This is a genomic window from Pantoea sp. JGM49, assembly GCF_018257655.1.
GTDB classification, from domain to species: Bacteria; Pseudomonadota; Gammaproteobacteria; order Enterobacterales; family Enterobacteriaceae; genus Pantoea; species Pantoea communis.
Map to the genome: position 1 here is coordinate 290,501 of NZ_JAERJM010000003.1, position 22,916 is coordinate 313,416.

General features: G+C 55.4%; 20 protein-coding genes. 12 read left to right on the forward strand and 8 right to left on the reverse strand.

The genetic code is table 11. The annotated features are described in order from the left end of the window. The first annotated feature begins 41 nt into the window (after positions 1-41). The 3 genes from tal (at position 42) to ampH (ending at position 4,392) form a co-directional block, all read left to right on the forward strand. Positions 42-992 (forward strand): transaldolase, encoded by a 951-nt coding sequence (gene tal / locus JK231_RS07425; protein ID WP_045814871.1) that lies wholly within the window; start codon positions 42-44, stop codon positions 990-992. 69 nt (positions 993-1,061) lie between these two features. Beyond that, entirely contained in the window at positions 1,062-3,071 is a 2,010-nt protein-coding gene (gene tkt / locus JK231_RS07430; RefSeq protein WP_211728291.1) for a transketolase, read from the forward strand. A gap of 145 nt (positions 3,072-3,216) precedes the next feature. Next, the gene (gene ampH / locus JK231_RS07435) at positions 3,217-4,392 is read left to right on the forward strand and encodes a D-alanyl-D-alanine-carboxypeptidase/endopeptidase AmpH (RefSeq protein ID WP_034825840.1); all 1,176 of its coding nucleotides are present in this window, start codon (positions 3,217-3,219) and stop codon (positions 4,390-4,392) included. A gap of 103 nt (positions 4,393-4,495) precedes the next feature. Here ampH and JK231_RS07440 read toward each other — a convergent pair whose 3' ends face one another. Beyond that, on the reverse strand, positions 4,496-5,554 hold the full coding sequence (locus tag JK231_RS07440; RefSeq protein ID WP_097118569.1) for a DUF1176 domain-containing protein: 1,059 nt from the start codon (positions 5,552-5,554) through the stop codon (positions 4,496-4,498). 580 nt (positions 5,555-6,134) lie between these two features. Here JK231_RS07440 and JK231_RS07445 point away from each other — a divergent pair. From JK231_RS07445 to JK231_RS07480, 8 genes are read left to right on the forward strand one after another with little or no spacing between them, the layout of a single operon-like run. Beyond that, the gene (locus JK231_RS07445) at positions 6,135-6,965 is read left to right on the forward strand and encodes a DeoR/GlpR family DNA-binding transcription regulator (RefSeq protein WP_034825836.1); all 831 of its coding nucleotides are present in this window, start codon (positions 6,135-6,137) and stop codon (positions 6,963-6,965) included. Positions 6,966-6,977: 12 nt separating this feature from the next. Then, on the forward strand, positions 6,978-7,961 hold the full coding sequence (locus JK231_RS07450; RefSeq protein ID WP_034825834.1) for a substrate-binding domain-containing protein: 984 nt from the start codon (positions 6,978-6,980) through the stop codon (positions 7,959-7,961). A gap of 2 nt (positions 7,962-7,963) precedes the next feature. Continuing rightward, positions 7,964-9,469, forward strand: a complete 1,506-nt coding sequence (locus JK231_RS07455; RefSeq protein WP_211728330.1) for a sugar ABC transporter ATP-binding protein — start codon at positions 7,964-7,966, stop codon at positions 9,467-9,469. Next, entirely contained in the window at positions 9,462-10,451 is a 990-nt protein-coding gene (locus JK231_RS07460) for an ABC transporter permease (protein ID WP_034825832.1), read from the forward strand. Before JK231_RS07455 ends, JK231_RS07460 begins: the two co-directional genes overlap by 8 nt. A gap of 13 nt (positions 10,452-10,464) precedes the next feature. Continuing rightward, positions 10,465-11,514 carry an ABC transporter permease gene (locus JK231_RS07465; protein WP_058959087.1) on the forward strand — a complete coding sequence of 350 codons (1,050 nt, stop codon included), beginning with the start codon at positions 10,465-10,467 and terminating at the stop codon, positions 11,512-11,514. Then, complete coding sequence (gene alsE / locus JK231_RS07470; RefSeq protein ID WP_038645526.1) at positions 11,514-12,206, forward strand: D-allulose 6-phosphate 3-epimerase; 693 nt, start codon at positions 11,514-11,516, stop codon at positions 12,204-12,206. The genes JK231_RS07465 and alsE overlap by 1 nt, the downstream gene beginning before the upstream one ends. Continuing rightward, positions 12,203-13,096, forward strand: a complete 894-nt coding sequence (alsK, locus tag JK231_RS07475) for an allose kinase (protein ID WP_097118570.1) — start codon at positions 12,203-12,205, stop codon at positions 13,094-13,096. Before alsE ends, alsK begins: the two co-directional genes overlap by 4 nt. Beyond that, entirely contained in the window at positions 13,096-14,058 is a 963-nt protein-coding gene (locus JK231_RS07480; protein ID WP_034825823.1) for a ribokinase, read from the forward strand. Before alsK ends, JK231_RS07480 begins: the two co-directional genes overlap by 1 nt. A gap of 44 nt (positions 14,059-14,102) precedes the next feature. On the opposite strand, the gene nudK is transcribed toward JK231_RS07480, so the two are convergent. The 7 genes from nudK to JK231_RS07515 form a co-directional block, all read right to left on the reverse strand. Further along, positions 14,103-14,681, reverse strand: coding sequence for a GDP-mannose pyrophosphatase NudK (nudK, locus tag JK231_RS07485; RefSeq protein WP_097118572.1), 579 nt, complete (start codon positions 14,679-14,681; stop codon positions 14,103-14,105). A 275-nt stretch (positions 14,682-14,956) separates the two neighbouring features. Further along, positions 14,957-15,541, reverse strand: a complete 585-nt coding sequence (gene napC, locus JK231_RS07490) for a cytochrome c-type protein NapC (RefSeq protein WP_097118573.1) — start codon at positions 15,539-15,541, stop codon at positions 14,957-14,959. Positions 15,542-15,549: 8 nt separating this feature from the next. Further along, positions 15,550-15,981, reverse strand: a complete 432-nt coding sequence (napB, locus tag JK231_RS07495; RefSeq protein WP_211728292.1) for a nitrate reductase cytochrome c-type subunit — start codon at positions 15,979-15,981, stop codon at positions 15,550-15,552. A gap of 11 nt (positions 15,982-15,992) precedes the next feature. Next, positions 15,993-18,479: a nitrate reductase catalytic subunit NapA gene (gene napA / locus JK231_RS07500; protein ID WP_211728293.1), complete on the reverse strand. Its 2,487-nt coding sequence runs from the start codon at positions 18,477-18,479 to the stop codon at positions 15,993-15,995. Beyond that, the gene (locus tag JK231_RS07505; RefSeq protein WP_045814879.1) at positions 18,476-18,766 is read right to left on the reverse strand and encodes a chaperone NapD; all 291 of its coding nucleotides are present in this window, start codon (positions 18,764-18,766) and stop codon (positions 18,476-18,478) included. The genes napA and JK231_RS07505 overlap by 4 nt, the downstream gene beginning before the upstream one ends. A gap of 162 nt (positions 18,767-18,928) precedes the next feature. Then, positions 18,929-20,431: an L-asparagine permease gene (gene ansP, locus JK231_RS07510; protein WP_097118576.1), complete on the reverse strand. Its 1,503-nt coding sequence runs from the start codon at positions 20,429-20,431 to the stop codon at positions 18,929-18,931. 278 nt (positions 20,432-20,709) lie between these two features. Further along, the gene (locus tag JK231_RS07515) at positions 20,710-20,982 is read right to left on the reverse strand and encodes a YdgH/BhsA/McbA-like domain containing protein (protein WP_058959094.1); all 273 of its coding nucleotides are present in this window, start codon (positions 20,980-20,982) and stop codon (positions 20,710-20,712) included. 241 nt (positions 20,983-21,223) lie between these two features. Here JK231_RS07515 and narQ point away from each other — a divergent pair, with 241 nt between their 5' ends. Next, entirely contained in the window at positions 21,224-22,912 is a 1,689-nt protein-coding gene (narQ, locus tag JK231_RS07520; RefSeq protein ID WP_097118577.1) for a nitrate/nitrite two-component system sensor histidine kinase NarQ, read from the forward strand. Positions 22,913-22,916 lie beyond the last annotated feature (4 nt).

The following is a 22,916-nucleotide window of genomic DNA, read 5'->3' on the forward strand; positions in this document are numbered from 1 at the left end:
GACTCGTTTGCCCACATTATTGCTAATCAAGGAGTTAAGCGATGAACCAGCTAGATGCATTGAAACAGTTCACCACCGTGGTGGCGGACAGCGGCGACATCGAATCCATTCGCCATTACCACCCGGAAGACGCGACCACCAACCCTTCGTTGATCCTGAAAGCTGCCGGTCTCGATGCTTATAAACATCTGATTGATGACGCTATCGACTATGCGAAAAAACAGGGCGGCAGCAAAGAGACGCAAATCATCAACGCCAGTGACAAAGTGGCGATCAACCTCGGTATGGAAATTCTGAAAAGCGTACCGGGCCGTGTTTCGACCGAAGTGGATGCGCGCCTCTCCTTCGATCGTGGCATGTGTGTCACCAAAGCGGAGAAACTGGTACGGATGTATGAAGAGAACGGCATTGATCGTTCGCGCATCCTGATCAAACTGGCCTCAACCTGGGAAGGGATCAAAGCCGCTGAAGAACTGGAGAAAAACGGTATCCAGTGTAACCTGACGCTGCTGTTCTCCTTTGCGCAGGCGCGTGCCTGTGCTGAAGCGGGCGTGTTCCTGATCTCCCCGTTTGTAGGCCGTATTTATGACTGGTACAACTCACGCAAACCGCTCGACCCGTATGTGGTGGATGAAGATCCTGGCGTGAAATCTGTGCGTCGTATCTACGATTATTACAAAAAGCATCGTTACAGCACCGTGATCATGGGAGCCAGCTTCCGTAAGGTTGAACAGATTCAGGCGCTGGCCGGCTGTGACCGTCTGACCATCTCCCCTAACCTGCTGGAAGAGCTGGCGAACAGCGATGCACCGCTGGAACGCAAGCTGGAGCCATCAACCGAAGGCTTCCACCAGCCTGCTCCGCTCTCTGAAGCGGAGTTCCGCTGGGAACATAACCAGGATCCGATGGCAGTGGAAAAACTGTCTGACGGCATCCGTCAATTCGCCATTGACCAGCAGAAGCTGGAAGATGTGCTGGCATCACGCCTGTAAATCACCACACTTCTCACGCCGGACGGGCGTCTGCCCGTCCGCTATTGCCCAATCACAAGGGAGTACCCTATGTCTTCACGCAGAGAGTTGGCTAACGCGATTCGTGCTTTGAGTATGGATGCGGTACAGAAAGCAAATTCCGGTCACCCCGGTATGCCGATGGGAATGGCTGATATCGCCGAAGTGCTATGGCGCGACGTTCTCAAACACAATCCCAACAATCCGGCGTGGGTTGACCGCGACCGCTTTATCCTCTCCAACGGCCACGGTTCGATGCTGCAATACAGCCTGCTGCACCTCACCGGTTACGATCTGCCGATGGAAGAGCTGAAAAACTTCCGCCAGCTGCATTCCAAAACCCCTGGCCATCCGGAAATTGGCTATACGCCAGGCGTGGAAACTACCACCGGTCCGTTGGGACAGGGTTTGGCCAATGCGGTGGGCATGGCCATTGCCGAGCGCACCCTGGCGGCGCAGTTTAACCGTCCCGGCCACGACATCGTCGATCATTACACCTATGTGTTTATGGGCGATGGCTGTTTGATGGAAGGTATTTCACATGAAGTCAGCTCGCTGGCCGGCACCCTCGGCCTCGGCAAACTGATTGGTTTCTACGATCATAACGGCATCTCGATTGATGGTGAAACCGAAGGCTGGTTCACCGATGACACGCACAAACGCTTCGAGGCCTACAACTGGCATGTCGTCGGCAGTGCAGCAGGCATTGATGGGCACGATCCGGAAGCTATCGCAGCCGCCATCAAAGAAGCGCAGAGTGTCACCGATAAGCCTTCGCTGATTATCTGCCGCACGGTCATTGGTTTTGGGTCGCCAAACAAAGCCGGTAAAGAAGAGTCACACGGCTCGGCACTGGGCGAGCAGGAAGTAGCGTTGACCCGTCAAAAACTCGGCTGGCACCATCCAGCGTTTGAAATCCCGAAAGAAATTTATCAACAGTGGGATGCCAAAGAAGCCGGCAGTCAGCGAGAGAAAGCCTGGGATGAGAAGTTTGCTGCCTATAAAGCGGCGCATCCAGATCTCGCCGCTGAGTTCAGCCGTCGTCTGGATGGCGGTATGCCCGCGCAATGGAGTGAGGCGACTCAGGCGTTTGTTGATGAGTTGCAGGCCAATCCGCAAAAAATCGCCAGCCGTAAAGCGTCGCAAAATACGCTGGAAGTGTACGGCAAACTGCTGCCCGAATTGCTGGGCGGTTCTGCTGACCTTGCGCCGAGTAACCTCACCATCTGGTCAGGTTCGAAATCGATTAAAGAAGACATCGCCGGTAACTACATTCACTACGGCGTGCGCGAATTTGGTATGACGGCGATTGGCAACGGTATTGCCCAACACGGCGGCTTTATTCCTTACACTGCCACCTTCCTGATGTTTGTCGAATACGCGCGTAATGCGGTGCGTATGGCGGCGTTGATGAAGGCGCGCCAGGTGCTGGTGTATACCCATGACTCGATTGGTCTGGGCGAAGATGGCCCGACGCATCAGCCGGTGGAACAGCTCGCCAGCCTGCGCGTGACGCCAAATATGAGCGTCTGGCGTCCGTGCGATCAGGTGGAAACGGCCGTGGCGTGGAAAGCCGCTGTTGAGCGCCATCATGGCCCGACCGCGCTGATTCTGTCGCGTCAAAATCTGCTGCAGCCAGAGCGCAGCAAAGCACAGGTGGCCGATATCGCCAAAGGCGGCTATGTGTTGCAGGATTGCGCGGGCACACCAGAAGCGATCATCATCGCCACCGGATCTGAGATTGAAATCGCGCTGGGCGCGGCGGATAAACTCGGTGCCAGCGGCCACAAGGTGCGCGTGGTGTCTCTGCCCTGCACCGACGTATTCGACAAGCAGGATGCAGCCTACCGCGAATCGGTGCTGCCATCCGGCGTAAAAGCGCGCGTGGCGGTAGAAGCGGGTATCGCCGATTACTGGTTCAAGTATGTCGGCCTGGATGGCGCGATTGTCGGCATGACCACCTTCGGTGAGTCTGCGCCGGCAGGCAAGCTGTTCCCGGAATTTGGCTTTACGGTGGAAAATATCGTGAGCCATACCGAAGCATTACTCAAGCCGCACTAATCGATCCGGCCCTGCGTCTTTTGACGTAAGGGCCGTTTTTTGATCACAGCCTGATACAGAAAAAAATCCTCCCTTCCCTCTTCACGCCTCGCACAAACTGATTACTATAAGCTTTCCTCCGAATCCTGTTGCGGACGCTTTCCCGTTGAAAAAACGTACTCCTTTTTTACTGGCCTTAATGGTTTCAGTGCTTCCATTAAAAAGCATGGCGCAGACGGTAGCCGATCCGCTGCTGGCCTCTCAGATCGTTGATCGTTATGCCGAGCATATCTTCTATGGCAGCGGCGCAACCGGCATGGCGCTGGTGGCGATTGATGGCAATCAGCGCGTATTTGCCAGCTTTGGCGATACCAGCCCTGGCAATAACGTGCGCCCTCAGCTCGACTCCGTGATTCGCATCGCCTCGCTGAGCAAATTGATGACCAGCGAAGTGATGGTCAAAATGGCGGAACGCGGACAGATTCGCCTTGATGACCCGTTGAGCAAGTATGCTCCGGCTGGCGCACGCGTCCCGAATTACAACGGTCAGCCGATTCGCCTGATCAACCTCGCTACCCATACCGGTAGCCTGCCGCGCGAACAGCCGGGCGGAAAACCGCATCGTCCGGTGTTTGTCTGGCCAACCAAAGCCGATCGTTGGCAGTGGCTGCAGGGTGCGCAATTGAAAGCCACGCCGGGAACACAAGCCTCCTATTCCAACCTCGGCTTTGACCTGCTGAGTGATGCGCTGTCGAAAGCGGCAGGCACGCCTTATCCCGCCCTGCTGCAACAGCTGGTGACGCGTCCGCTGGGAATGAAAGACACCACCTTTACGCCATCCCCCGATCAGTGCCAGCGCCTGATGATCCCTGAGAAAGGGGCCAGCCCGTGCAATAACACCCTGGCGGCAATTGGCAGCGGTGGCGTGTATTCAACGCCGGATGATATGGGCCGCTGGATGCAGCAATTCCTCAACTCGGCGGTTAATCACCGCACGCCGCAGGTTGATCGTCTGCAAACGCTGATCTATCGCCGTGACCAGTTGACCAAAGTGGAAGGTATGGATGTGCCTGGCCGTGCCGATGCCTTAGGCATGGGCTGGGTGTATATGGGGCCAAAAGAGGGACGTCCAGGGATTATCGAAAAAACCGGCGGCGGCGGCGGCTTTATTACTTACATGGCGATGGTGCCACAGAATAACGTCGGAGTATTTGTGGTGGTGACGCGTTCACCGCTGTCACGCTTCACACCGATGAGCGATGGCGTGAATAATCTGTTGGCGGAGTTGGTGGGCAATCAAAATGGCTCACCGATGATGATCAATGCCATACCTTCTCCCTAGATAGTTCGTGATGCAGAAAGGCGGCAATTGAATGAATCCCCAGGAGCTTACATCAGTAAGTGACTGGGGTGAATGAAAACAGCCAACGCATCTGCAGTGCGAATTATGACGGGGGCTGGCTGACCCACAGCGTGGGCCATTTATCACTGCTATGCCATGCGTCACAGGTTTTCTCTTCAGCATACTCTGCCAGCACAAAGTCATTTCCGTCGTACTGCCAACGCGTGGCGACACCACAATCTCCCAGACCGCGGCCTTTACTGAAGGTGTAAAGCAAACCGCTGCTGGCATCGAATTCAGCGTTCACCAACTCCATCTGATTGTCACTGCGTCCGGGTGGCGTGAATGGCAAGGTCAACGTCAGCCCGCGAGCAACGTAAGGCTGGCTACGCGTCACCTCAAAGGCCAAATCAATCACGTTATAGGCACCGGCTTCACAACTGATCAAAAGCAGCGCTTTAGTGTCGGTGAGCGGCGCTACACTCACTTCACGTCTCAGCGGATCGAGCGAACAGTTGTCGGTGTTAACCCGCCAGGTACCGTAATCAATTAACCCGCTGGTTTCTTCCTGAGTTAACGGCGCTGGCTGCGGTAAGCGAGCGGGCAGTTGCGGTACCTGCGGCACAGGGAGAACGTCCGATGGCGCGCGATCGCCCCGCTTCACCCAGGCGCTGGCACCATTTACCCGCCCCTGAACGTCATCCATCAACAATAGCGCGGCTTTCATGCCGCTGAGTGGGATAGTGGCTTTAGCCTGATAGGTCAGTTGCAGAGTATGGGCATCCAGCGTTTGCGCCAGAAATTCGTCGATGGCGATGGCATTACTGGTGGCGAGATGGTGTGGCTCCACGCTCCAGTGTTTGAGGTCTGGCGTCAGGCGACGTTGATCCAGCAGCAAATTTTCCTTCAGCGGTCCGCCGGGCAGCTCTCCGCTGTACGCGCTGCCGTAATCAATACGCAGCAGCGGGCGATCGTTAACACCAGCGCCACGTGATAGGGTCATCACTAATCCGTTGTCCCCCGGAAAGCTGCGTGCCACGCAAAAAGCCGCGTTGTTACAGGTGAGCTGCCAGTCAGAAAATGACTTTTGTAATGGCTCAGCCTGAACGCACGCGACAAACACAAAGGGCAATAAAAGCAGCGACTTCATCCAATAAGACATCAAAAAAAAAGGTCCCCAAATTCCCTGAAAAGAAATCATAGCGTAACGACAACGTGGTCAGCAGGCCGAAACTGTGAGCTGGCCCTAAAAGCGGTACTAACTGCTGAAAAAGCCGTCGCCTGAGGGCGATCTGAGGCTGGAGAAGCAAGAATTCCATCATCCATTTCGACTGATTTCCGCTCAATCGGATTCGTCGGACTGTGGAGTCATGTTTGTCTGAAAGCGTGTATCTGGGTAACACCTCCGTCCGCTCGACGTCATGCCGTCAAAGACGGGTTTGGCTAAAAACAATTTTGCGCACATCACAAATCGGTCAAATACACACAAACGGTCATACTCGGTCATGATAAGGTGTTTTCATACGGTAATAATTGTTTGCTACCGATCCCGCGATTTAGCGCTAACACGCGTGTTTATGTGAATCAGATCTCTATTACATGAAAAATAGACATCTCATTTACATAAAAATTTAACCCATATCACTCTAACGTCGCCGGGCATTTTGACCACTGCGGACTCGTGCGCAGTCCACATTTTCCCGCTGCGGTATCCAGTACTTTATAGCCATCGGAGGGAAGTCATGTTGCCGATTGAAAGACAGCAGCGAATTATTGACGAACTAAATTTAAATGGTCGGGTTATTGTCGCTGAATTAGTCACGTTGTGTCAGGTTTCGCAAGAAACGATTCGTCGTGATTTAACTCAGCTGGAGAAACGTGGGCTGTTGCAGCGTAGCCACGGCGGTGCAGTACCAGCAAAACGACAAGCCGCTAACATTCAGGGGAATACGAGGGGTGTCAACGAGTATGAATTATCTTTCCGCCAGCGCATGAATGAACATGTAGATGCAAAGATGGCAATAGCCAAACGTGCACTCGATTTCATCAGCCCCGGCGATTGTATATTACTCGACAGTAGCACCACTTGCTGGTATTTGGCGCGACAGCTACCGGATATTGAATTAACGGTATTAACCAACTCTATCAGAATTGTGCAAACCCTTGCGGCGCGCGGCAGTATCCGCACCATCTGTCTGGGGGGAGAATATTCTGACCGTTATGAAGATTTCCACGGTGTTGTCGCTGAACAGCCTTTACGGGAATTTCAGATCAATAAGATCTTTTTTTCCTGTAGCAGTTTAGGCAATGACGGTTATTTACGTGAAGGTAACGAAAACAACGCACATTTAAAACAACAGATGTTACTGGCAGCAGAAAGAAAACATCTGCTGCTGGATGCCAGTAAATTCCTGCGGCCCTCATTCGCGCGTATTTGTCATTATCGCGATGTGGACTTTCTCATCACTGACCAATTAAAAGACAAAGAGCTGGAACAAGAATTAGCCTGGAACGGCGTCAATATTATTGATTGCTCACAGCGCAACAATTCAATGCAGCTTATAAAAAATTAATCCGGAGTCTTTATGAAAAAACATCTTATCGCCTGTTCTCTGCTTGCTCTGTTTGCCGCTACCGGCGCGCACGCTGCTGACAAATTACGCATGGGCATCGTGGTGAAAATTGGCGGTATTCCATGGTTCAACGCCATGGAAGCGGGCATCAAGAGTGAAGCGGCGAAACGCGGCATTGATGCATGGATGGTAGGCCCAACCGCCGCCGACCCTGCCCTGCAGGTGCGTGCGATCGAAGATTTGATTGCGCAGAAAGTCGACATCATCGGCGTAGTACCGAATGACCCGAAAGTGCTGGAACCGGTACTGAAACGTGCACGTGAAGCCGGCATTCAGGTGATCACCCACGAATCACCGGATCAGAAAGGCGCGAACTGGGACTTCGAACTGGTGGATGCCCCGACTCACGGCATCAACCATATGAAAGCACTGGCGAAATGCATGCATGAAGAGGGCAAATACGCCATGTACGTCGGCAGCCTGACTGTGCCACTGCATCAACAGTGGACCGATGCCGCGCTGAACTACCAGAAAGAGCACTATCCAAAAATGCAGATGGTGACCGACAAGTTCGGCGTCGGCGAATCGCTGGATGACTCCATCCGTACCACTAACGAACTGATGTCCAAATACCCGGATCTGAAAGGCATTATGGCATTCGGCTCACAGGGCCCAATCGGTGCCGGTCGTGCAGTGATGAACCGCAACAAGATTGATCAGGTGTGCGTCATTGGCGCCTTCAGCCCAGGCCAGGGTGCTTCACTGGTGCAGCGTGGCGCGATCAAAGGCGGCTACATCTGGAACCCGCAAACCGCTGGCGAAGTGTTCGTGCGTATCGCCGACATGATGCAGAAGAAAGAGCCGATCACCGACGGTATGACCATCGACGGTCTGGGTAAAGTGAAAGTTGACGAGGCGACCCACACCATCCTCGGTAACAACACCGAAAGCCTGGATAAAGAAAACCTGCCAAAACTGGTGAAAATGGGGCTGTAATGATGAAAGAGGTGATCCCACAGACGTTAATTGCGCTCGACAACCTGTCGAAAAATTTTGGTGGCAACCGCGCACTGAGCGATATCTCGCTGAGCTTACTGGCGGGCGAAGTGCACTGCCTGGCTGGCACCAACGGCTGTGGCAAGAGCACCTTAATCAAAGTCATTTCCGGGGTACACGCCCCGGACAGTGGCAGCCGCATTACCCTGGGTGATGGCCCGACCTTCCCGCGTCTGACCACCCGTCAGGCGCGTGATTTCGGTATCCAGGTGATTTATCAGGATCTGTCGTTGTTCCCGAATTTGAGCGTGGCCGAGAACATCGCCTTTGAGCACAACCTTATTGGCCTGCTCGGCTGGCACCGCAAGGCGAAGCTGCGTGAAACGGCAACCCGTATTATTGAAGAATTGAAATTCGATCTCGATTTGGATGAGAAAGTCTCGGCGCTGTCGATTGCTGCACGTCAGCAGGTGGCGATTTGCCGTGCACTGGTCGCCGATGCGCGCCTGGTGATCATGGACGAACCGACGGCTTCTCTGACCCGCACCGAAGTAAACCAACTGCTGCGCACTGTGCGCTACCTGAAAGACAAAAACATCTGCGTGGTGTTCGTCAGCCACCGTCTGGATGAAGTATTAGAGATTTCGGATCGCGTGACCGTGATCCGTGACGGACGCAAGATGGGCTGCTGGCCCGCTAAAGAGATGACGCCACATCATCTGACTGAACTGATGACCGGGCTGAAACTCGATTATCAACTGAAAGCGCCAACGCGTAATGCCGACCGCGCCATTCTCGAAGTCGAGAACCTGACACGCGCCGGTCAATACCATGACGTCAATTTCAAGCTGTATCAGGGCGAAGTACTCGGCCTGTGCGGCCTGCTCGGCTCCGGTCGTACCGAACTGGCACTGTCGCTGTTTGGCATGACCAAACCCGATAGCGGCAAAATCTGGCTCGACAGCAAGCCCGTGCGTTTCCGCGGTCATGAAGATGCCATCAAAGCCGGTATCGGTTATGTCTCCGAAGACCGCTTAACCCTCGGTCTGGTGCAGCAGCAATCGGTGGCTGACAACATGGTGCTGCCGATCCTCGACAAACTGCAAAACCGTTTTCACATCATCGACGAATACCGCAAGAACAAGCTGATCCTGCAATGGATTCAACAGCTCGGTGTGCGCGTGGCCGATCCCAATCTGGCGATCTCTACCCTCTCCGGCGGCAACCAGCAAAAGATTGTGCTGGCGAAATGGGTGCTGACCCAGCCGCGCATTCTGATTCTGGACTCGCCGACCGTGGGCGTGGATGTCGGCGCTAAAGCCAGCATCTATCAGCTGATCCACGAGCTGGCGAAGGAAGGTCTGTCGATCATTCTGATTTCCGATGAAGTGCCAGAGGTTTGGTACAACTGCGACCGCATTCTGCACTTCCGTGATGGCACCGTTCATGCCGAATACCAACCCGATACCGTTGAGCAAGAACAGCTGGCGGAGGTGATCAATGCCTGATTTTTCTCGTTTACGCCCGCACTCCAGTCAAGGCTGGCTGGCGTGGGTGCTGCTGGCTTTCATCCTGTTTTTCTCGGTGGCCAGCGACCAGTTCCTCTCCGTACAGAACCTGCTGGATCTGGCCGAAAGTTACGCGGTGACCGGTATTTTTGCCCTCGGCCTGTTTGTGGTGCTGGTGACCGGCGGGATCGATATCTCCTTCGCCGCGGTGGCGTCGGTGGTGCAATACCTGATCGCTTCGCTGTTTGTGCAGTTCCAGTTTGATAACGCGGCGCTGAGCATCCTGCTGGCGATTGTCTGCGGCACCACCTTTGGCGTGATTAACGCCCTGCTGATTACCTCGCTGCGCGTGGTGTCGATCATCATCACCATCAGTATGCAGTCGCTGCTGTTTGGTCTGCTGATGTGGGTGACCGGCGGTAAGAGCCTTTATTCCCTGCCGGACTGGTGGATCACGCTGCGCAGCGTGCTGCCCTTCACCTGGCAAGGCAACAGTTTCCAGATTGGCCTGCCGCTGATCACCATGCTGGTGATTGCCGGACTGACTGCGCTGCTGCTCAACAAAACCAACCTCGGCCGCCAGCTGTATGCGGTGGGCGGCGATGCGGAATCCGCACGTCGTATCGGGATTCGTGTCGGTCTGATTCACGTTTTCGCTTACGGCTGGCTCGGTGCGATGGCGGCGATTGGCGGCCTGGTGCAGGTGTATCGCATGGGTGAAGTGGTACCGAATGCGTTAGTCGGTGGCGAGCTGGATGTACTGGCGGCCACGGTACTGGGCGGTGCCAGCCTGATGGGCGGTAAAGGTACGGTGAGCGGCACACTGATGGGCGTGTTCCTGATCGCCATCCTGAAGAACGGCCTCAACCTGATTGGCGTCTCCAACTACTTCATGAACATCGTGGTAGGCGGCGTGATCATGGTGGCGATTGCCGTCACTCACTACAAAAAACGTAAAGAAACTGACGTCAGTTTCGTCTGACAGGAGCATTCACATGAAATCACTCTCTGCTCTGCGTCCGGACGGCACCAATATTGGCCTGATGCTGCTGATTGCGCTGGCGCTGGCAATCTTCACCTTCATGCTGCCGGGCCGCTTTATGACCGACTCGACCTTTATGAGCATGGCATTCCAGCTGCCGGAACTGGGCTTGCTGACGCTGGCCATGTTTATCGCCATCCTCAGCGGCGGCCTGAACCTGGCGATTATCGCTACCGCCAACCTGACTGCACTGTTTATCGCCTGGACGCTGATGAGCGCCCTGCCCGCCGATGCCGGCACCGGCCAGCAACTGCTGTGGCTGTTTATCGCCATCGTCGGCGCAATGCTGATTGCCGCCTTTATCGGTGTCATCACCGGTGTGATGGTGACGCGAATTGGTGCTCACCCGATTCTGGTGACGCTGGCAACCATGATGACGCTGAACGGCATCGGCATCTGGCTAACCAAAGGTGCCGCTGTCAGCGGCATGCCATCGGTGGTGCAGGCACTCGGTTCCAACACGCTGTTGGGTATGCCATTGCCGTTATGGGTGTTCCTGATTGCCGCTGCGCTGCTGGCGCTGTTCCTGGGCAAAACCCGCGCCGGTAAATGCATCTACATGGGCGGCAGCAACATTAACGCCACCTGGTTCAGCGGCATCAACACGCATCGCATGGTGGTACTGGTGTACGTCATCTCCAGCCTGCTGTGCGTGTTAGCCGGATTGATCATGATGGCGCGATTTAACTCAGCGCGTATGGGTTACGGCGATGCGTATCTGCTGCTGACCGTGCTGGCGATTATTCTCGGCGGCACCGACCCGAACGGTGGCTTCGGCCGCGTCACGGGGGTGGTACTGGCGCTGATTGCCCTGCAAGTGCTCTCTACCGGTTTCAATCTGATGAACATCAGCCAGCACGTAAGCCTGGCGATGTGGGGCGCTGTGCTGATTGTGGTACTGGCCTTCAAACAATTCAAAGCCCGTTTTAATGAACATCGTGCCGTCAAGCTGAGCAAGCTCGCTGCGGCCCTTAATCCTCTGACCGAAAAAAAGGAAGTCTAATGCGTATTCAAGTCTCCCCGTCGTTGATGTGTATGAATCTGATGGAGATCAAGCACCAGCTGGAAGTGCTGGACTCCCGCGCAGACTTCCTCCATATCGATATCATGGACGGTCACTACGTTAAGAACATCACGCTGTCGCCGTTCTTTATTGAGCAGATTCGTCCACACACCAAAGTGGCGCTGGATGTGCATTTGATGGTGGAACACCCGACCGACTTCATTGAAGTGATTGCCAAAGCGGGTGCCGACTACATCTGCCCACATGCAGAAACCATCAACCGCGATGCGTTCCGCGTGATCAACCTGATTCGCAGCTTTGGCAAGAAAGTCGGCGTGGTGCTGAACCCGGCCACACCAGTATCGTTTATCCATCACTATATTCATCTGCTGGACAAAATCACCGTGATGACCGTGGATCCTGGCTATGCCGGACAGCCATTCATCCCGGAAATGGTCGCCAAAGTGCAGGAACTGAAAGCCCTGAAGCAGCAGCATGGCCACAAATATCTGATTGAGATCGATGGTTCCTGCAACACGCGCACTTACAACACGCTGGTTGGAGCAGGTGCAGAAGTACTGATCGTCGGTACCTCGGGCCTGTTTAACATCCATGACGATCTGGCAACGGCCTGGGACATGATGCGTGACAGCATTGATGAAGCTCAGGGCCTGGCGAAGGTATCCGCATGATTCCACGCTGGCTGGGCATCGACATTGGCGGCACCGGCACACGTCTGCAGCTGATGGAAGAGGGACGCATCTGGTCCAGCTTCCGCAAGGTGCCGACGGCCAGCTGGGCGCAGCAGCCCGACGCATTGACGGCACTCGGGCAGTTAATCAGTGAAACACTGGAGCAGCAACCGGTGAGCGGCGTGATGCTGGGATTGCCGGGCATTCTCAGCCGCGATCGTCAGCAGGTGATTTCGCTGCCGTTTATTCAGGCGCTGGATCATCAGCCTGTGGCGGCGATCCTCACCGAGCGTCTTGGCGTGCCAGTGGCGATGGATAAAGATGTTAACCATCTGATGATGTGGGATTTAATGCAGCTGGAGCAGTTGCCGGATATCGCGGTAGGTTTGTATCCCGGTACCGGTATGGGCAACAGCTTGTGGATCAATGGTCGCTTTTACCACGGCCAGCACGGCGGCGCGGGTGAATTGGGCCATGTGCCGATTGCCGGTAACGATCTACCCTGCCCGTGCGGCAACCGGGGTTGTGCGGAGACGGTGACTTCGGGCCATTGGTTGAGTCACTGGGCTAAGGCTCACGTGCCGAATACCGATATGTCGGCGCTGTTTACGCAACATGGCGACCATCCGGAGTTGCAGGCATTTGTTTATCGTTTGGCGCAGCTGATTGCCACCGAAATGAACATCCTCGATCCCGAATACCTGATTCTGGGTGGCGGAGTGCTGGCGATGGCGGACTTCCCGCTGGCGCAGTTACGCAGTCAGATTCAGCAGCATCTGCGTCCACCGGCCACGCGTGACAATTTGAAGATCGTGTTTAGTCAATCCACCGATCACACCGGCTGTCGCGGTGCCTGTTTAGCCGCCGAACGCCTGTTCAGGAGTGCATGATGAAAGGAAAAGTGTGTGTGTTTGGCTCGTTCAACCTCGACGTCGTCGCGGTGATGAACCGCTTCCCGATGCCGGGTGAATCACTGACTGCCCATAACAGCATGATGGGACCGGGCGGCAAAGGCGCAAACCAGGCCACGGCGGCGCTGCGTGCCGGGGCGCGCGTGCACTATATCGGCAAGGTCGGTAATGATGATTTTGGCACTTTCGCCCGTCGTCACCTCGAAAAAACCGGCTTTGATGCGATTACGCTGTTTACCTGTAAAGAGAAGCCTACCGGCAACGCACTGATTTATGTGGCCGGGGATGATGCTGAGAACATGATTTCGGTGTTCCCAGGCGCGAACACCACGGTGACGGCGGCGGAAGTGTCGCGCTGTCAGCCTACGGTAGCCGCAGCAGATATCTTGTTGGTGCAGCTAGAGAACAACCTGAATGCCATTCAGCGCATGATTGATAATGCGCGTGCGGGTGGCACCTTTGTGATTTTAAACCCGGCGCCGTGGCAAAAAGTGAGTGATGCACTGCTGGCGAAGGTGGATTTACTGACGCCCAATAGCACCGAAGCGATGCAGATTACCGGCGTAAAGGTGACGGATTTTGCCAGTGCGCAGAAAGCCGCAGAAGTGATGCACCGCAAAGGCGCGCGTCAGGTGATTATTACCCTGGGGATGGCGGGCGCCCTGTTGTCCAATGCGGAACAGCAGCCGCTGCGCATTCCGCTGTTCCCGGCACAACCGCTGGATACCACCGGCGCGGGCGATGCGTTTAACGGTGCGCTGGCAGCGCGTTTAGCGTCTGGCGATGAACTGCCACAGGCGGCTCTGTTCGCTTCGGCGTTTGCTTCGTTATGTGTCGAGCGTTCTGGTGCGGCTAATTCAATGCCTTCGTACGCCGAAGCGCTGGCGCGTATGCAGGCACATCCGGAGTGCGTGCCCGAGCCGTTGGAAGTGATGGCTTGAATGACTGTGGGCGGCCATGAAAGTCGCCCTTAATGATGCACCGGTCAGGCTTTTAACCAACCTGCAATCTGCGCATATTGCAGCAGCATAATCGCTTTACCGTCGAGGATGCGGCCATCTTTCACCATCGCCAGCGCTTGCGGGAAAGGCAACTCCAGCACGGTAATCTCTTCATCTTCTACGCCACCACCGGCATTGGCGCGCATTGCATCGCTATACTCTGCCGCGAAGAAATGGACGATTTCTGTTACGCCACCCGGTGACATATAGGCTTCAAACAGCTTCTCGACCTTGCCGACCTCATAACCGGTCTCTTCGATGGCTTCTTTGCGGATGCAATCTTCCGGCGTGTCGTTATCCAGCAGCCCCGCGCAGGTCTCAATCAATTCACCGCTGGCATTACCGTTAACGTAAGTCGCAATGCGGAACTGACGAATCAGCAGCACGGTATTTTTATCGCGGTTATAAAGCAGGATGGTGGCGCCGTTGCCGCGATCATAGACTTCGCGTTTGTGGCGGATGACTTCGCCGTTGCTACGGGTCAGTTCGTAGGTGAAGTTACGCAGGATAAAGTAATTATCTGACAGTAACTTATCTTTAATGATGTTGATCTTTAACGACATGGCCGCTCCACCGCTTAATGAGGGAGCCTGAGATAATAGGCGTTAGCGGCGGGGAAAACTATCTGAATTCGAGCGGTCAATGCGCAATGATGGGCGAGAACGGTCGCGCAATACGTTGCGCCGCTACGACAGGGTGCAGGGAAAACTATCTGAATTCGTGCGGTCAATGCGCAATGAAGGGCGAGAACGGTCGCGCAATACGTTGCGCCGCTACGACAAGGTGCAGAGAGAAGTAGCGGCGCGATTTATCGCGCGAATTGATGACAATGCGAAAATCAAAAACCGTTCTTTTGCGCGCTCATATCCGGCAGATGGTGCGCAATACCTTTGTGGCAATCAATACAGGTTTGCCCATCCTCCACCGCTTTGCTGTGCATTTTTGCTGCCACGGTCTTCTGCGCGGTGAAATCCATGTACTCGAAGTTGTGGCAGTTTCGGCACTCCTGCGAGTTATTATTTTTCATCCTGCGCCACTCATTCTGTGCCAGCTCGATACGCGTCTCTTCAAACTTCTGCGGTGTGTCGATCAGGCCGAAGATCTTGGCGTACACCTCTTTGCTGGCTTGCAATTTGCGCAGCATTTTCGGGCCCCATTCGTGCGGCACATGGCAATCCGGGCAAGTGGCACGCACGCCGCTGCGGTTGTTGTAGTGCACCGTCTGCATGTATTCCTGATACACATTGTTGCGCATCTCATGGCAGCCAATGCAGAACTGCTCGCGGTTGGTCATCTCCATTGCGGTATTAAAACCGCCCCAGAAAATAATCCCACCGGCAAAACCCAAAATCAGCAGCGTGCCGAGTGCTAAGCGGCTGGGGCGTCGCCACCAGCGCCAGATGCGTAATAATCTCTGTTTCATTGATATCCTCACTGCCCAAAGCCGTTGGCCGGTTTAAAGGTGTTCTCCACCACCGGTTTGGCATCGGTCTGCGGGACGTGGCACTGCAAACAGAAGTAGCGGCGCGGCGATACCGTGCTGCTCACCAGGCCATCACGATCGGTAAAGTGTGTTGGGCTCACGCGCGGTGCGCCGGTGGTCAGGTAACTTTGCGTGCCGTGGCACTGCAGGCAGCGGTTGACGTTTTTCGTCACCTGGTAGCCATCAACGCTGTGCGGGATCACCGGCGGCTGATTCACGTAGTTCAGCGGTTTGCGGCTCTGCTCTTTCGGTTGATGGATCGTGCCCTGCTGCGTGGCCGTGACTTCCGGGGATTGTGTGAGATCCACTTCATGACCCGCGTAAACCACGCCGCCCAGCGTCAGGGCGGCAACGGTGATAAGAGTAAATAAGGGTTTCATTGCATCCTGCCTTAAATTTTGACCAGCTTAACGGCGCATTTTTTGTAATCGGTCTGCTTCGATAGCGGATCGGTGGCATCCAGCGTGACGTTGTTGGCCAGCACGCCAGCATCAAAGAACGGCATAAACACCAGCCCTTTTGGCGGTTGATTACGTCCGCGCGTTTCGACCGTGGCGACGGTTTCGCCACGGCGTGACATCACGCGGACCTTCTCGCCACGGCGGAAACCGCGATCTTTGGCGTCCAGCGGATGGATATACAGCAGCGCCTGCGGCACGGCACGATGCAGCTCCGGCACGCGACGCGTCATGGTGCCGGTGTGCCAGTGTTCCAGCACGCGGCCGGTACAGAACCACATATCGTACTCGGCGTCCGGTGCTTCAGCGGGCGGCTCATACGGCAGGGCAAAAATGGTGGCTTTGCCATCTGGTTTGCCATAGAAACGCACGCCCTCGCCCGCTTTGACGTAGCTGTCAAAGCCTTCGCGGTAGCGCCAGCGCGTTTCTTTGCCATTCACCACCGGCCAGCGCAATCCGCGCGCTTCATGATAGGCATCGAATGGCGCCAGATCGTGACCGTGTCCGCGACCAAAGCTGGCATACTCTTCAAACAGGCCTTTTTGGATGTAGAAGCCAAAATCGCGCGCCTCGTCGTTCAGTCGATCGTCGGCCACTTCGCTCAACGGGAATTGATTAACCTGGCCGTTGGCGTACAGCACGTCATACAAGGTTTTATCTCGCAGCTCTGGCTGTTGGGCAATCAACGCTTCCGGCCAGACCTCTGCTACGCGGAAACGCTTAGCGAAATTCACCATCTGCCACAGATCCGATTTGGCCTCACCCGGTGCTTTCACCTGTTGGTGCCAGAACTGAGTACGACGCTCGGCGTTGCCGTAAGCACCCTCTTTCTCCACCCACATCGCCGTCGGCAGGATCAAGTCCGCACACAAAGCACTGACGGTGGGATAAGGATCGGACACCACGATAAAGTTGCGTGCATCACGCCAGCCTGGCATGCGCTCCTGCGTCAGGTTCGGGCCCGCCTGCATGTTGTTGTTACACATCACCCAGTACGCATTCAGTTTGCCGTCTTTCAGCGCGCGATCCTGAGCGACCGCATGCAGGCCGATTTTGGCGGGAATGGTGCCCTGCGGCAGCTTCCACAGTTTCTCAGCCGTCGCACGGTGCTTATCGTTATTCACCACCATGTCTGCGGGCAGGCGATGCGAGAAGGTGCCGACTTCACGTGCGGTTCCGCACGCGGAGGGTTGCCCGGTGAGCGAGAAGGGACCGGTGCCGGGGCGCGAGATTTTTCCGGTCAGCAGATGGATGTTGTAGCACAGGTTATTGGCCCACACGCCGCGCGTATGTTGATTAAAGCCCATGGTCCAGTAGGAGACCACGTTGATGTTTGGGTCGGCATAGAGTTCGGCCAGCGCAATCAGCTGATCCTGCTCTACACCGCTCATCTCACTGGCTTTCTCTACCGTGTATTCGGCAACGAATTTGGCGTACTCGTCGAAGCTGATCGGCGTGGATTCGCCGCTATCCGGGTTTTTCGCTGAGGCCTGACGCGGATCGCTTGGGCGCAATCCATAGCCGATATCCGTGACGCCTTTACGTAGCGTCACGTGATTCTGCAGGAAGGTTTTATCGACTTTGTTGTTCTGAATGATGTAGTTGGCGATGAAGTTAAGAATCGCCAAATCGCTTTGCGGCGTAAACACCATGCCGTTATCAGCCAGTTCAAAACTGCGATGACGGTAGGTAGAGAGCACCGCGACTTTAACATTGTCATCGCTCAGGCGACGGGCCGTCAGGCGTGACCAGAGAATCGGATGCATCTCGGCCATGTTCGAGCCCCACAGCACAAAGGCATCGGCCACTTCGATGTCATCGTAGCAGCCCATCGGTTCATCCATGCCGAAGGTACGCATAAAGCCCACCACCGCCGAGGCCATGCAGTGACGCGCATTAGGATCGAGATTATTGGTGCGGAAACCGGCTTTCATCAATTTAGAGGCGGCATACCCTTCCCATACCGTCCATTGACCGGAACCGAACATGCCGATGGATTCAGGCCCGTTGGCTTTTAGCGCCGCTTTGAACTTCTGTTCCATGATGTCGAAGGCCTGATCCCAACTCACCGGGGTAAACTCGCCTTCTTTGTCGTAGTGGCCATCGGTCATGCGCAGCAACGGCTGCGTCAGGCGGTCTTTTCCGTACATGATCTTGGGCAGGAAATAACCTTTGATGCAGTTCAACCCACGGTTTACTTCCGCCTGCGGATCGCCCTGTGAGGCCACCACGCGTCCCTCTTGCGTGCCCACCAGCACGCCACAACCGGTGCCACAAAAACGACACGGCGCCTTTTCCCAGCGGATCGGGGCGCCCAGTGCGGTCACGGCTTTGGTGACGCTGGGAATAGTGAGTCCGGCGGCCACTGCCGCCGCTGCGGCCGCATTGGCCTTCATAAATTCTCGACGACTGACTTTCATGATGCTTCCTTGTGACGATATTCCGTTTCGTCTTGCTGGTGATACACCAGAGAAACGGCCAATACATGCGGGATATTGCGGGTGGCTTCGATGTTATTCAGCAAGGCGCGACTATCAGCAGCACCCAGGGTCACGGCCAGCGTGCCGCGTGCACTGTCTTCGGCGGCGATTTCGCAATCAGAAAGCAACAGCAATGCCTGCTTTACCGCCGGGATGGCGTGAGATCGCGCCTGGATGACCAGACCGCATACGTGCCAACTGCTTTCAGGGAGAATGGAGTGCGTCATGCGCTCACCTCGTTTAGCCAGCTTGAGATGAGGCGTAAAATACCCTGAGCTTTTGCAGGGCTATATCACCCGAAAGGTGTATATCCCGATGTGGGATCAAGGGAAGGACAATTGAAATGAAAACGGGGGCCAAAAGGCCCCCGTTGATGAGAATGGCTGCGATTAACGCGAGCTATCTTCCGCCAGCTTAGCTGCCCCATCATCCTGTTCGTCATGATGATGGTCGTGCTCTTTCATGGCTTCCGCATGCACGCGTTTGCGCACACCGAACCAGCCCAGCACCAGTACCACGGCAATCAGTGGGATGGATGCAATAGTGTAGGTACCGTTTGGATAATCAAACGCCATCAACACCAGCACGCTCACCAGGAACAGCAGCGTCAACCATGAAGTGAACGGTGCCCACGGCAGCTTGAAACTGACGTCTTCCGCTTTACCTTCTTTAATCGCTTTGCGCAGACGCATCTGGCACACCACGATAAAGCCCCAGGAAGAGATGATGCCCAGTGAAGCCACGTTCAATACGATCTCAAACACCTGCGATGGCACATAGTAGTTGAGCACCACACCGACCACGTACACCGCGATGGTAACGAGGATACCGGCGAACGGCACCTGCTGTTTGCTCATCTTCGACATGAACTGAGGCGCAGAACCGCCCATCGACATGGAGCGTAGAATACGACCGGTGGAGTACAAGCCCGAGTTGAGGCTCGACAACGCTGCGCTCAGCACCACGATGTTCATCACGCTACCAATGTAAGGTACGCCCAGTTTGGAGAAGAAGGTCACAAACGGACTCTGCCCTGCCTGATAGGCGTTCCATGGCAGCAGCAGTACCAGCAGCACCACCGAACCGACGTAGAAGAGACCAATACGCCAGATCACGCTGTTGATGGCTTTAGGCAGCATGGTTTTCGGGTCTTTACACTCCCCGGCCGCGGTGCCCACCAACTCAATCGAGGCGAAGGCAAACACCACGCCTTGCACCAACACCAGCGCCGGCAGCAAGCCGTGCGGGAAGAAACCGCCGTTGTCCGTGATCAGATGGAAGCCGGTGGTATTGCCGTCTAGCGGTTTACCGCTGCCGAGGAACACCACACCGACGATCAGGAACACCACGATCGCCAGCACTTTCACCAATGCGAACCAGAACTCCATTTCGGCGAACCACTTCACGCCGATCATGTTCATGGTACCGACAATCGCCAGAGCGCCGAGAGCAAACACCCACTGCGGCACATCACCAAACGCGCCCCAGTAGTGCATATACAACGCAACTGCGGTGATATCCACGATACCGGTCATCGCCCAGTTAACGAAGTACATCCAGCCTGCCACGTATGACGCTTTTTCCCCGAGGAATTCGCGTGCATAAGAAACAAAGCTGCCGCTTGATGGGCGGTGTAATACCAGTTCGCCCAACGCACGAAGGATAAAGAAGGAGAAGATACCGCACACCAGATAAACCAGTGCCAGAGCAGGACCAGCCATCTGCAAGCGCGCGCCTGCACCAAGGAACAGGCCGGTACCGATGGCACCGCCAATGGCGATCATTTGTACCTGACGGTTACCCATTGCTTTGTGGTAACCGCTGTCGTGGGAATTGAGCCAGCGTCTTTTCGCAGCGCGTTGTTCGGCTGCGGTTTTTTTAGTTGAATTCATAGCTTTCCTGTTTGTCCTGACCATCAATCATCGCCTGACCAATCGTTTGCGTGCGGCGGTGCGAAATGGGGTAAAACCCGCTACCGATACGGCGGAACGATGTCGCGCGGTGAGCCGGGAATTTACGGCGATGAATCCTACCCGTTCTGCATGAACGAAGCAAAAAATACCGTTTGGTTGCACGAGTTGATTTGTAAGAATCGGTCGCGGTGCACAAAAAAACCGGCCAGTGAATGGCCGGTAAAGGGGTGGCTACAGGGAAAAACTACGGGAGGGGATTAACGGTAAATCTCTGCGGTGCCGCTCCACAGGCTGGAATCGCCTGGGTTTTGCACGCCAATTACGCGGTAATGGCTGGCGCCCATATCTTCCGCTTTCTGCGACAGCTGGCGGGTTGCATCATCGATGGAACCGCGAACGCCGCTGATGGAAACGGTACCGCTGCTTTGCAGGTTTTCCGCCTGCTCAGCACTTAAGGGTTGCGCGGCGAAGGCCGTGAAACTTGCGGTGGCAAGCAGTGCAGCAGTCAGAATGGCAATGGGTGTCTTCATCATTTGCTCCTGTTGTCGTCCGTTCATAAAAGTGATTACGCTACAAATTATCAGCGAAGTAATGAAAAGCAGGCACAGCTGGCCGTAAAGCCGTTCAATAATTCGCCAGCTAACGACATGCAATCCAGGGAAAGGTAAAGAGAAGTGGATTTCTCTGCTAAAAGTAACCTGATGTGACGATTCCGGCTCGCTGTCTGCCTGACGCTGCCTTATAATCCCACGCTCTTATAAGGGTTTTATTGTGATAGTGAAACGTCCTGTTACCCGCACCATGGCCCGTGCTTTGAGCGCGATTGTGTTGTTATCGCTGCTCACCACCGGCCTGGCGCTGTTAACGCTCTCTAGCAGTTTACGTGATGCCGAAGCGGTGAATGTCGCCGGTTCGCTGCGCATGCAAATATACCGCCTCGCCTGGGATAGCACGCGCGATCCGCAGCAGCTGGCGCAGCACATCCAAATCTATCAGCAAACCCTCAGCTCACCGGCTCTGCAGCATCTGGAGCGCCCGTGGGTGCCGAAGGAAGTCGCCAGCCGCTATCGCTATCTGCGCGATAGCTGGCCGCAATTGCAACAAACGCTACAGCCCGAGCGCGCGCAGATCTATCAGCAACGCGTTGCCGGGTACGTCAGTGAAATCGACCGTTTTGTGCTGGCACTGCAACATTACGCCGAACTGAAAATGCATCTGGTGGCGGCCAGCAGCCTGTTCGGCTTTTTGGCGATTGTGGCACTGGCGCTTTGGACCATCCGCTTTATTCGTCGCAACGTGGTGCGCCCGCTGGATTCACTGGTCACGGCCAGCCAATACGTTGAGCAGGCGAATTTCAGCTTTCCGCCGTTATCGATTTCCCAACCCACAGAACTCGGCGTGTTAGCTCAAGCCTTTACCACCATGGCCGAACGGCTGCACTCGCACTATCGCCTGCTTGAGCTGGCGGTACGCAATAAAACGGAAGATCTCACCCAAGCCAATCGCACGCTGAAATTACTCTATGAAAGCTCACAGATCCTCACCAGCAGCCCACTGAACCCAGAGTTGTTCCAGGGATTGCTGCGGCTGGTGCAACGTCGTGAAGCGTTGACCGTATTGAGCATCACCAGCGACGGCATTAATTTTCAGGCGGGCGTGGCGGAAGACGATCTCGAATGGCAAAGTTTGCCGTTGCAGCAAGAGGACCAACGACTCGGCGAACTGTGCTGGCAAACGCGGCGAGCGCCTCCTGCCGATGAACTGATGCAAAGCCTGGCCCACATGCTGGCGCGCTCGCTATGGATTTGGCAGACGCAAAAACAGTACCAGCAGATGCTATTAATAGAAGAGCGATCAACTATCGCGCGTGAGCTGCATGATTCGCTGGCGCAGTCGCTCTCTTTCCTGCGCATTCAGCTCACGCTGCTGCGCCGCAATGTCGATAATACCCAGCCTCAGGCGCAATCCATTATTGCCGAATTTGATCGCGCATTGGCCGAGGCCTATCAGCAGCTACGCGAATTGCTCACCACCTTCCGACTGACCATTGAACAGGCGGATTTAGTGCAGGCGATGCAGGCCATGATCGCCCCGCTGCAGGAACAATCGCAGGCCGCGATCACCTTCGATTATCAATCGGGCCTGCAAACGCTGGATGCGCAACAGCAGGTACATGTGCTGCAGATCGCACGTGAAGCCCTGCTGAACGCCATTCGTCACGCACAGGCGCAGCAAATCCATATTTTTTATCAGCGCGATGAAGACGCATTCCATTTGCTGACGATTGAAGATGACGGTTGCGGCATCCGTAGCCTGGAAGAACCTCCAGGCCATTACGGTCTGACGATAATGGCGGAGCGCGCTGCCCGGCTTTCTGGCAGCTTACTGATTACTCCGCAGACGCGTGGCACGCGCGTTACGCTGCGTTTCCCACCGCGACCGGCACACCGGCTGGCTTAACGCG

Excerpts from the sequence above, each read along its gene's own strand:
- JK231_RS07480 (WP_034825823.1), top strand. The coding sequence starts at position 13,096 with ATGAAAGGAAAAGTGTGTGTGTTTGGCTCGTTCAACCTCGACGTCGTC.
- alsK (WP_097118570.1), top strand. The coding sequence starts at position 12,203 with ATGATTCCACGCTGGCTGGGCATCGACATTGGCGGCACCGGCACACGT.
- JK231_RS07445 (WP_034825836.1), top strand. The coding sequence starts at position 6,135 with ATGTTGCCGATTGAAAGACAGCAGCGAATTATTGACGAACTAAATTTA.
- napA (WP_211728293.1), bottom strand. The coding sequence starts at position 18,479 with ATGAAAGTCAGTCGTCGAGAATTTATGAAGGCCAATGCGGCCGCAGCG.
- JK231_RS07455 (WP_211728330.1), top strand. The coding sequence starts at position 7,964 with ATGAAAGAGGTGATCCCACAGACGTTAATTGCGCTCGACAACCTGTCG.
- JK231_RS07515 (WP_058959094.1), bottom strand. The coding sequence starts at position 20,982 with ATGAAGACACCCATTGCCATTCTGACTGCTGCACTGCTTGCCACCGCA.
- napC (WP_097118573.1), bottom strand. The coding sequence starts at position 15,541 with ATGAAACAGAGATTATTACGCATCTGGCGCTGGTGGCGACGCCCCAGC.
- tkt (WP_211728291.1), top strand. The coding sequence starts at position 1,062 with ATGTCTTCACGCAGAGAGTTGGCTAACGCGATTCGTGCTTTGAGTATG.
- JK231_RS07460 (WP_034825832.1), top strand. The coding sequence starts at position 9,462 with ATGCCTGATTTTTCTCGTTTACGCCCGCACTCCAGTCAAGGCTGGCTG.
- napB (WP_211728292.1), bottom strand. The coding sequence starts at position 15,981 with ATGAAACCCTTATTTACTCTTATCACCGTTGCCGCCCTGACGCTGGGC.
- JK231_RS07440 (WP_097118569.1), bottom strand. The coding sequence starts at position 5,554 with ATGTCTTATTGGATGAAGTCGCTGCTTTTATTGCCCTTTGTGTTTGTC.
- JK231_RS07505 (WP_045814879.1), bottom strand. The coding sequence starts at position 18,766 with ATGACGCACTCCATTCTCCCTGAAAGCAGTTGGCACGTATGCGGTCTG.
- alsE (WP_038645526.1), top strand. The coding sequence starts at position 11,514 with ATGCGTATTCAAGTCTCCCCGTCGTTGATGTGTATGAATCTGATGGAG.
- JK231_RS07465 (WP_058959087.1), top strand. The coding sequence starts at position 10,465 with ATGAAATCACTCTCTGCTCTGCGTCCGGACGGCACCAATATTGGCCTG.
- JK231_RS07450 (WP_034825834.1), top strand. The coding sequence starts at position 6,978 with ATGAAAAAACATCTTATCGCCTGTTCTCTGCTTGCTCTGTTTGCCGCT.
- nudK (WP_097118572.1), bottom strand. The coding sequence starts at position 14,681 with ATGTCGTTAAAGATCAACATCATTAAAGATAAGTTACTGTCAGATAAT.
- ansP (WP_097118576.1), bottom strand. The coding sequence starts at position 20,431 with ATGAATTCAACTAAAAAAACCGCAGCCGAACAACGCGCTGCGAAAAGA.
- tal (WP_045814871.1), top strand. The coding sequence starts at position 42 with ATGAACCAGCTAGATGCATTGAAACAGTTCACCACCGTGGTGGCGGAC.